The sequence below is a fragment of the Pantoea sp. CTOTU49201 genome (assembly GCF_032054795.1).
GTDB classification, from domain to species: Bacteria; Pseudomonadota; Gammaproteobacteria; order Enterobacterales; family Enterobacteriaceae; genus Pantoea; species Pantoea symbiotica.
On sequence record NZ_DAMBSA010000153.1, the window covers coordinates 1 to 9,788 of the forward strand.

Annotated in this window: 8 protein-coding genes; 1 reads left to right on the plus strand and 7 read right to left on the minus strand. The window is 55.3% G+C overall.

All coding sequences use genetic code 11. The features are described from left to right. Nucleotides 1-310: 310 nt before the first annotated feature. Nucleotides 311-1,786 (minus strand): ketol-acid reductoisomerase, encoded by a 1,476-nt coding sequence (gene ilvC / locus RTY00_RS12330; protein WP_008106632.1) that lies wholly within the window; start codon nucleotides 1,784-1,786, stop codon nucleotides 311-313. Between the two features lie 161 nt (nucleotides 1,787-1,947). On the opposite strand from ilvC, the gene ilvY reads away from it, so the two are divergent. Continuing rightward, entirely contained in the window at nucleotides 1,948-2,829 is an 882-nt protein-coding gene (gene ilvY / locus RTY00_RS12335; protein WP_008106630.1) for an HTH-type transcriptional activator IlvY, read from the plus strand. Here the strand turns inward: ilvY and ilvA are convergent, their stop codons facing one another. From ilvA to ilvL, 6 genes are all read right to left on the minus strand, one after another. Continuing rightward, on the minus strand, nucleotides 2,830-4,377 hold the full coding sequence (ilvA, locus tag RTY00_RS12340) for a threonine ammonia-lyase, biosynthetic (protein WP_312664650.1): 1,548 nt from the start codon (nucleotides 4,375-4,377) through the stop codon (nucleotides 2,830-2,832). A gap of 3 nt (nucleotides 4,378-4,380) precedes the next feature. Continuing rightward, complete coding sequence (gene ilvD, locus RTY00_RS12345) at nucleotides 4,381-6,231, minus strand: dihydroxy-acid dehydratase (RefSeq protein WP_061719837.1); 1,851 nt, start codon at nucleotides 6,229-6,231, stop codon at nucleotides 4,381-4,383. A gap of 62 nt (nucleotides 6,232-6,293) precedes the next feature. Continuing rightward, nucleotides 6,294-7,223: a branched-chain amino acid transaminase gene (locus RTY00_RS12350; protein ID WP_007888821.1), complete on the minus strand. Its 930-nt coding sequence runs from the start codon at nucleotides 7,221-7,223 to the stop codon at nucleotides 6,294-6,296. A gap of 18 nt (nucleotides 7,224-7,241) precedes the next feature. Further along, complete coding sequence (gene ilvM / locus RTY00_RS12355; protein ID WP_008106624.1) at nucleotides 7,242-7,499, minus strand: acetolactate synthase 2 small subunit; 258 nt, start codon at nucleotides 7,497-7,499, stop codon at nucleotides 7,242-7,244. Then, nucleotides 7,496-9,142 (minus strand): acetolactate synthase 2 catalytic subunit, encoded by a 1,647-nt coding sequence (gene ilvG, locus RTY00_RS12360; RefSeq protein WP_312664651.1) that lies wholly within the window; start codon nucleotides 9,140-9,142, stop codon nucleotides 7,496-7,498. Before ilvG ends, ilvM begins: the two co-directional genes overlap by 4 nt. 149 nt (nucleotides 9,143-9,291) lie before the next feature. Next, nucleotides 9,292-9,390 carry an ilv operon leader peptide gene (ilvL, locus tag RTY00_RS12365; protein ID WP_071531048.1) on the minus strand — a complete coding sequence of 33 codons (99 nt, stop codon included), beginning with the start codon at nucleotides 9,388-9,390 and terminating at the stop codon, nucleotides 9,292-9,294. Nucleotides 9,391-9,788: the final 398 nt, after the last annotated feature.

Sequence of the window (9,788 nt, forward strand, 5' to 3'; positions counted from 1 at the left end):
TGCTGTCGTATAACGAAGTGCCCGATGAGGCGAATTTGCAGATTGTGGGTCAGGTGAGTTAGAGCGTGCTGGCTGTCTTGGAACGTGCTCGCTGTCCCCCATCCCGGCCTTCCCCCGCTAGCGGGGGAAGGAGACGCTGCCACATGCAGCTTCAGAACTACCATATAGCAGCATCTTCCTCCCCCATTCATGGGGGAGGACCGAGGAGGGGGACACCGAGCACATACCTGGAGCAACAGCGAGCACCAATAAAAAAAAACCCCGGCAAGCCGGGGTTTTTTGTTGTGCTGAAAACTGTGTCGCGCGTGGCTTAGCCAGCGACAGCGATACGTTTCATATCGGTCATGTAGCCACGCAGTTTGCGGCCTACAGATTCGATTGGATGCTGACGAACGGCTTCGTTGACGTCACGCAGCTGTGCGTTATCAACCTGAGTACCTTCAACTGCTTTGCCCAGATCGCCCGGCTGCAGCGTGGTCATGAACTCTTTCAGCAGTGGAACTGCCGCGAAGGAGAACAGGTAGTTACCGTATTCTGCGGTATCAGAGATAACCACGTTCATCTCATACAGACGCTTACGTGCGATGGTGTTAGCAATCAGCGGCAGCTCGTGCAGTGATTCGTAGTAAGCCGACTCTTCGATGATGCCCGCGTCAACCATGGTTTCGAACGCCAGTTCAACGCCTGCTTTCACCATTGCAACCATCACAACGCCTTTGTCGTAATATTCCTGCTCTTCGATTTTGCCATCAAACTGCGGTGCGTTTTCGAATGCGGTTGCGCCGGTCTCTTCACGCCAGGTCAGCAGGTTTTTGTCGTCGTTAGCCCAGTCAGCCATCATGCCTGAAGAGAATTCACCAGAGATGATGTCATCCATGTGCTTCTGGAACAGCGGAGCCATGATGGTTTTCAGCTGCTCAGACAGCGCGTACGCACGGATTTTCGCCGGGTTAGACAGGCGATCCATCATCAGCGTAATGCCGCCGAACTTCAGTGATTCGGTGATGGTTTCCCAGCCGAACTGAATCAGTTTTTCGGTGTAAGCCGCGTCGTGACCTTCAGCCACCAGCTTGTCGAAGCACAGCAGAGAACCGGCCTGCAACATGCCGCACAGAATGGTCTGCTCGCCCATCAGGTCAGATTTCACTTCCGCAACGAAGGAAGATTCCAGCACGCCCGCGCGGTCGCCGCCGGTCGCTGCTGCCCAGGCTTTAGCAATCGCCATGCCTTCGCCTTTTGGATCGTTTTCCGGGTGAACGGCGATCAGCGTAGGAACACCGAAACCACGCTTGTACTCTTCACGTACTTCAGTACCCGGGCACTTCGGTGCCACCATCACTACGGTGATGTCTTTACGAATGGTTTCGCCCACTTCAACGATGTTGAAACCGTGTGAGTAACCCAGCGCAGCGCCATCTTTCATCAGCGGCTGAACAGCCTGAACTACCGCAGAGTGCTGCTTGTCTGGCGTCAGGTTAACCACCAGATCGGCCTGTGGGATCAGCTCTTCGTAAGTACCGACTTTAAAGCCGTTATCGGTCGCTTTGCGGAAAGAGGCACGCTTCTCAGCAATCGCTTCAGCACGCAGGGCATACGCCACGTCCAGACCGGAATCACGCATGTTCAGGCCCTGGTTCAGACCCTGAGCACCACAACCAACGATGACCACTTTCTTGCCTTTCAGGAAGCTAGCGCCATCTGCGAATTCGTCGCGTGACATGAAACGACATTTGCCCAGCTGCGCTAACTGGTTGCGCAGATTCAATGTGTTGAAGTAATTAGCCATGGGTACTCCGGTTAGATGTTGTGTTTGTTTTTGTTCAGTAACGACGTTGTATGTTACGCCGCGAATGACCCCATCATATGACAGGAAATCCGTTGCTTAAATTGATATATTAGCAAGGTCACATTGCATAATTTGCAATATAACCTTGAGGCGATACGCGCATGGATTTACGAGACCTGAAACTCTTCCTTCATCTGGCTGAAAGTTGCCACTTTGGTCGCACCGCGCGTGCCATGCACGTCAGCCCTTCAACCCTATCGCGCCAGATTCAGCGCCTGGAAGAGGATGTCGGTCACGCGCTGTTCCTGCGTGATAACCGCACCGTGACGCTGACCGAAGCCGGTGAGCGCCTGCGCCAGTTTGCGCAGCAGACGTTGCTGCAATATCAGCAGCTACGGCATGTGATGGATCTTAACGGCCCTTCACTGAGCGGCGAGCTGCGCCTGTTCTGCTCGGTGACCGCCGCTTACAGCCATCTGCCGCCGATTCTCGATCGCTTTCGCGCTGAACATCCGCAGGTAGAGATCAAACTTACTACCGGTGATGCCGCCGATGCGATTGAGATGGTGCAATCCGGTGATGCCGATCTCGCCATTGCCGGTCGCCCTGAATCGCTGCCCGCCAGCATAGATTTTACGCCACTGGGCCTGATTCCGCTGGTGCTGATCGCCCCAGCGCTCCCTTGTCCGGTACGCAATCAGGCAACGCAGGAGCAACCCGATTGGGCGCAGATTCCGTTTATCCTGCCGGAACAAGGACCTGCGCGCCGTGGTATCGATTTATGGTTCCGCCGCCAGCGCATTCCCAATCCACAGATTTATGCCACGGTTTCTGGTCATGAAGCGATTGTGTCGATGGTGGCGCTGGGATGCGGTATTGCGCTGTTGCCGGATGTGGTGCTGGAGAACAGCCCGGAACCGGTGCGCAATCGCGTATTAACGCTGGAGAATGTGGAGTCTGTCGCGCCGCTGGAACTCGGCGTTTGCGTACAAAAAAAGCGGCTCGGAGAGCCGCTTATCAATGCGTTCTGGCACCAGCTGTAATTACTGCCCGGCGAGGAAGAAACGGAACGCCGGGTTGTTCGCTTCGTCATGCCATTCGTAGCCCAACGCGGTGAGATGGGTTTCGAAATCCGGTTCTTGATCGTTAGCTTCAAACGCCGCCAGCACGCGACCGTAATCGGTGCCGTGACTGCGATAATGGAACAGTGAGATATTCCAGTGCGCGCCAAGCGTCTGCAGGAACTTCAGCAGCGCGCCCGGTGCTTCCGGGAATTCAAAGCTAAACAGGCGTTCGTGCAGCGGCTTCGATGGGCGTCCACCCACCATGTAACGCACGTGCAGCTTGGCCATTTCATCATCCGACAGATCCACCACGTTATAACCGGCTTCGCTCAGCTGGCTGATGATCTCACTGCGCTCCTCCAGCCCGCGCGTTAAGCGCACGCCGACGAAAATGCAGGCGTTATCCGCATCCGCGTAACGATAGTTGAACTCGGTGATGGAGCGCCCGCCGATGGTCTGACAGAACTTGAGGAAACTGCCCTGCTGCTCTGGAATGGTGACCGCCAGCAGCGCTTCACGCTGTTCGCCCAGTTCGCAACGCTCGGAGACATAGCGCAAGCCGTGGAAGTTCACGTTGGCACCCGACAACACGTGCGCCAGGCGCTCGCCTTTGATGTCGTGCAGCTGGATGTACTTCTTCATTCCCGCCAGCGCCAGCGCACCAGAAGGTTCCGCCACGGCGCGCACATCTTCGAACAGATCTTTCACCGCTGCGCAAATCGCATCGCTATCCACGGTGATGATGTCATCGAGATACTCCTGACACAGGCGGAAGGTTTCGCTGCCGATGCGTTTGACTGCTACGCCTTCAGCAAACAAGCCCACGCGCGCCAAATCTACCGGCTCTCCGGCATCCAGCGCCGCCTTAAGACAGGCCGAATCTTCCGACTCCACGGCGATCACTTTGATCTGTGGCATCAGCTGTTTGATCAGCACTGCCACGCCCGCCGCCAGACCGCCGCCGCCGACCGGCACGAAGACGCGATCGAGATGCGCATCCTGCTGCAGCAACTCCATCGCCAGCGTGCCCTGCCCGGCGATCACCGCCGGATGGTCAAACGGATGAACGAAGGTGTAACCCTGCTGCTCTGACAGCTCAATCGCTTTGGCTTTCGCCTCGTCGAAGTTGGCACCAAACAGATAAGCCTCACCGCCAAATGCGCGTACTGCATCAACCTTGATGTCTGCCGTGGCCAGCGGCATCACAATCAGTGATTTGATGCCAAGCGTGCTGGCCGAGAGCGCCACGCCCTGCGCATGGTTGCCGGCCGAAGCCGTCACCACGCCGCGCGCTTTTTGCTCTTCGTTCAGCCCGGCAATCATCGCGTAAGCCCCGCGCAGCTTGAAGCTGTGCACCGGCTGACGATCTTCACGCTTCACCAGAATGGTGTTGCCAAGACGCGATGAAATTTTTTCCATTTTTTGCAGCGGCGTCACCTGGGCAATTTCATACACCGGTGAACGCAGCACTGCGCGCAAATACTCCGCGCCGTTTGGCTTTGCGGAGAGCGGTTGAGACTCAGCCATTGGTTAGCCTCCCAGCTTAGACTTATCGCGCACCGCGCCTTTGTCAGCGCTGGTCGCCAGTGATGCATAGGCGCGCAGGGCAAAGGAGACTTCACGTACACGGCCGTGCGGGGTATAAGCCGCATCGCCACGCGCTTGCTCTTCTTCACGACGTGCGTGCAGTTCGTTATCCGGTACCGCCAGCTTGATGCCACGGTTCGGGATATCGATTTCAATCATGTCGCCATCTTTCACCAGCGCGATGGTGCCGCCGCTCGCCGCTTCCGGAGAGGCGTGACCAATCGACAAGCCCGACGTACCGCCAGAGAAGCGACCATCGGTGATCAGTGCGCAGCTTTTGCCGAGGCCCATGGATTTCAGATAGGTGGTTGGATAGAGCATTTCCTGCATGCCCGGTCCGCCTTTCGGTCCTTCGTAGCGGATTACTACGACATCGCCAGCCACCACTTTGCCGCCAAGAATTGCTTCAACCGCATCATCCTGGCTTTCGTACACTTTGGCCGGGCCTTTGAAGGTGAGGATCTCTTTGTCTACGCCCGCGGTTTTAACGATGCAGCCATCTTCCGCGATGTTGCCGTAGAGCACGGCTAAGCCGCCATCCTGCGAGTAAGCGTGTTCGCGAGTACGAATACAACCTTCGGCACGATCGTCATCCAGCGTGTCCCAACGGCAATTCTGCGAGAACGCCTTGGTGGTACGAATACCAGCAGGACCGGCGCGGAACATATCCTTCACCGCCTGATCTTTGGTCAGCATGATGTCGTACTGATCCAGGGTTTCACGCATGCTCTGCTGAAGAATGTTGCGCGCGCTGGTGTCGATCAAACCGGCGCGATCCAACTCACCGAGAATGGCGATAACGCCACCCGCACGGTGCACATCTTCCATGTGATATTTCGGCGTACTTGGTGCCACTTTACACAGCTGCGGCACTTTGCGAGACAAGCGATCGATATCGGAAATGTTGAAGTCGATTTCGCCTTCCAGCGCGGCTGCCAGCAGGTGCAGCACGGTGTTGGTGGAACCGCCCATGGCGATATCCAGCGTCATCGCATTCTCGAACGCTGCTTTGGTGGCGATGTTACGCGGCAGCATGTTGACGTCATCCTGCTCGTAATAACGTTTGGTCAGGCTAACGATGCGCTTACCGGCATTGATGAACAGCTCTTTACGATCGGCGTGCGTGGCCAGCAGTGAACCGTTACCTGGCTGCGACAAGCCCAGCGCTTCGGTCAGACAGTTCATCGAGTTGGCGGTGAACATACCGGAACAGGAACCGCAGGTTGGGCAAGCAGAGCGTTCGATCTGATCGCTGTCGGCATCGCTGACGTTCGGGTTGGCGCCCTGAATCATTGCATCAACCAGATCCAGCTTGATGATTTGATCAGACAGTTTGGTTTTACCGGCTTCCATCGGGCCGCCAGACACAAAGATCACCGGAATGTTGAGGCGCAGTGACGCCATCAGCATGCCTGGGGTGATTTTGTCGCAGTTGGAGATACAGACCATGGCATCGGCGCAGTGCGCGTTGACCATGTACTCCACTGAATCGGCAATTAGCTCGCGTGAAGGCAGTGAATACAGCATGCCGCCATGACCCATGGCGATACCGTCATCCACCGCAATGGTGTTGAACTCTTTAGCCACGCCGCCGGCTGCTTCGATTTCCTCAGCAACCAGTTTGCCAAGATCGCGCAGGTGCACGTGGCCCGGTACGAATTGGGTGAATGAGTTGACCACGGCGATAATCGGTTTACCGAAATCGTCGTCGGTCATTCCTGTCGCGCGCCACAAGGCACGGGCACCGGCCATGTTACGTCCATGGGTGGTGGTGGCGGAACGGTACTTAGGCATGCTCTATTTACTCCAGTAATAATCAGGTTGCGAGCGCCATCTGACGCCCGCAAAAAATCTCGTTATGCGTTAACCGGATCCAACCAGCCCCACTTGTCTTCCGTCTCGCCAGTGAACAGGCCAAAGAATGCCTTCTGGATACGACCGGTGACCGGACCACGTTTACCTTCGCCGACCTGAATGCCGTCGACGCTACGCACCGGAGTGATCTCCGCTGCAGTACCTGACATGAAGACTTCGTCTGCCAGATACAGAGATTCGCGCGACAGAACCTGCTCACGCACTTCGATACCCATGTCTTGCGCCAGCTTGATGATGGCGTCACGGGTGATGCCCGGCAGCGCTGAAGAGGTGAACGGTGGCGTGAACAGAATGCCATCTTTCACTTCGAACAAGTTTTCACCAGCACCTTCTGAAATATAGCCGTTGGTGTCGAGGGCGATACCTTCCTGATAGCCGTGGCGGCGCGCTTCGCTACCGACCAGCAGAGAAGAAAGATAGTTACCACCCGCTTTTGCGGCGGTCGGCAAGGTGTTTGGTGCAACGCGGTTCCACGAAGAAACCATGGCGTCGATACCGTTTTCCAGCGCTTCAGCGCCCAGGTAAGCACCCCAAGGGAAGGCGGCGATGATTACATCGGTGGTGTAGCCATCTGGCGGGTTCACACCCAGACCCACGTCACCGACGAAGGCCAGCGGACGGATATAAGCGCTTTTCAGTTTGTTCACGCGGATCACTTCGCGGCACGCTTCCATCAACTCATCAACGCTGGCTTTAATCGGGAAACGGTAAATTTTGGCGGATTCATGCAGACGCTTCATGTGCTCACGGTGGCGGAACACCACTGGACCTTTGTGTGAGTCGTAGCAACGCACGCCTTCAAACACAGAAGTACCGTAGTGCAAAGCGTGAGACATAACGCTGACCTTGGCGTCTTCCCACTTAACCATCTCACCATTGAACCAAATAAAGTCTGCTTTCTTCGTACTCATTGCTTTTTCCTTTGGCGACTATGCGCGGATTTGTTGTGTTGTCTGTTGTTGGATCTCGACGCAAGCGACATCCATAAGTTTGCTTAACTGCGAAGACAGTAAATCGACTGAGCGTTGGCTGGCAACGGTCATTTCGATATTAATGTTCTCCGCATTGACCGCAGAGGCCATATTCATCGCACACACCTGGAAACCACGGTGACGCACGACACGCAAAATGCGCTCCAATATTTCAGGACGAAAGCGGGCTTCGATAGACAATTGATGCTGATTCATGCGGTTTTCTCCATCATGTTTGCGTTGCTGGCACCCGGCGGTACCAATGGCCAGACGTTTTCATGCTCATCTATCGAAACATGCAAGAAGTAAGGACCTTCACTGTTCAGCAGAGCATCGAGGGCGGCGTCGACCTGATCTTTACGGCTAATGCGCTGGCCTGGGATATCAAAGGCGCTGGCCAGCGTGAGGAAATCGGGGTTATCGGTCAGAATGGTTTCGCTGTAGCGACCATCAAAGAACAGTTGCTGCCACTGGCGCACCATGCCGAGACGCTGGTTATCCAGCAGCAGGATTTTCACCGGCAGTTTGCCGCGCTTGATGGTGCCCAGCTCCTGAATGTTCATCATGATGGAGCCATCACCAGATACGCAGATAACCGTATCTTCAGGACGCGCAACCTGCGCACCAATTGCAGCCGGCAAGCCAAAGCCCATGGTGCCGAGGCCGCTGGAGGTGATGAAGTTTTCTGGCGCGGTGAAACTCATGTGCTGTGCGGCCCACATCTGGTGCTGGCCGACGTCGGTGGTGACCACGGCGCTATCCGCTTTACGATCGGACAACTGCTTCAGCAACAACGGCGCGTAGATTGCTTCGCCTGGGTGATCGTAACGCCAGTCAAACTCGCTTTTCATCGCGCTGACTTCTTTGCGCCAGCCATCAATGTGCATTGGCATGCTCAGTGCGGGCAGCACCTGATTCATATCACCCTGCAGTGAAACGTGCGCGCGGCGCAGTTTGTTCAGTTCGGCAGGATCGATATCGATATGGATAACACTGGCGTGCGGGGCGAAGGTATCCAGCTTGCCAGTGACGCGGTCGTCAAAACGCGCGCCAACTGCAATCAGCAAATCACAGGATTGTACTGCGAGGTTAGCGGCTTTGGTGCCATGCATGCCCAGCATGCCGAGATAGAGATCGCTGCTGGCATCCGCGCTGCCGAGCCCTTTCAGGGTGGAAACCATCGGGATGCCGGTTTCCTGCGCCATGGCACGTAAGGCAGGAACCGCCTGCGCCATGCCAACGCCGCCACCGATATACAGCATCGGCTTCTGCGACTCCGCCATCAATGCGCGCGCCTCCGCAATATGCTGCGCTGAGTGGCTGACTTGTTCCTCAACCGGCAGCAGATGTGGCGTCAGTTCGCCGTTGGCAATCTGAATGTCTTTTGGGATATCAACCAGAACCGGGCCGGGACGACCCGATTGTGCGATGGCAAAAGCTTCTGCCATCACTGAAGGTAAATCATCAAGCGATTCAACGAGGAAACTGTGTTTGGTGCAGGCTAAGGATAAACCGAGAACGTCAATTTCCTGGAAGGCGTCGGTACCGATAAAGGCCGATGAGACCTGGCCGGTGATCGCTACAACCGGGATCGAATCCATCATCGCATCCGCCAGACCGGTGATCAGGTTGGTGGCGCCCGGCCCCGAGGTGGCGATACAGACGCCAGTCTTGCCGGTTGCACGGGCATAACCAATGGCCGCCATCACCGCACCCTGCTCATGACGGCACAGTAGGTGTTCCACGCCGCCATCGTAGAGCGCATCGTACACTGGCATGATTGCGCCGCCAGGATAGCCAAACACTGTATCGACGCCCTGCGCGCGTAAAGCCTGAACTACCCACTGTGCACCTGTCATGGTTATTCTCCTGTATTCCTAGGGGAACAACAGAATTTTATGCTACTGCTCATAATCTGTTCCTCGCTAATTTGCTGATATTTAGCCTGGTTAAAAAAAAACCCCCGGACCTTTCGGTGCGGGGGTTTTTGGAATTCCAGACTTGATTTTTAAGCCTTTCTTTCTCCAAGCGATGCCCCGCACGGTGGGATAATAATCACCACCACGCTAATCACGACTAGGCTAATCACTTGTAGAAGGGCTTTCATGTGTTGTTTGTTTTTTCGATTGTTCGAAGTAATACCTACAGAGTTATCATAGTTAGCACGTCATTGACAATAATTTTCATTGGAAATTTTTATGACGGCGCTGGCGGCTGTGCGTTATCACATTGTAAGTAAAAGGTTATTTACATTTGTGATAAAAATTCATAACGCCCGCGTCGTAATCTTCATTTGGAGTTTACGAGCAGGCTCTGATTTTCAGTGAAAGACCGGCAATTATCAGTGAATGTAAGGAATCTGGCTCTGAAGTTGAGTAGTAAGCCATTGTTCATCTGTCTGGCTGCTTTGATGATAAGGACAACAAGGAGCGGTTATGTCTTTATCGAAGGTATTAACACGAGCTGCGCTGGGAGTTCAGGCTCCGCTGGTGACGGTGGAAGTAC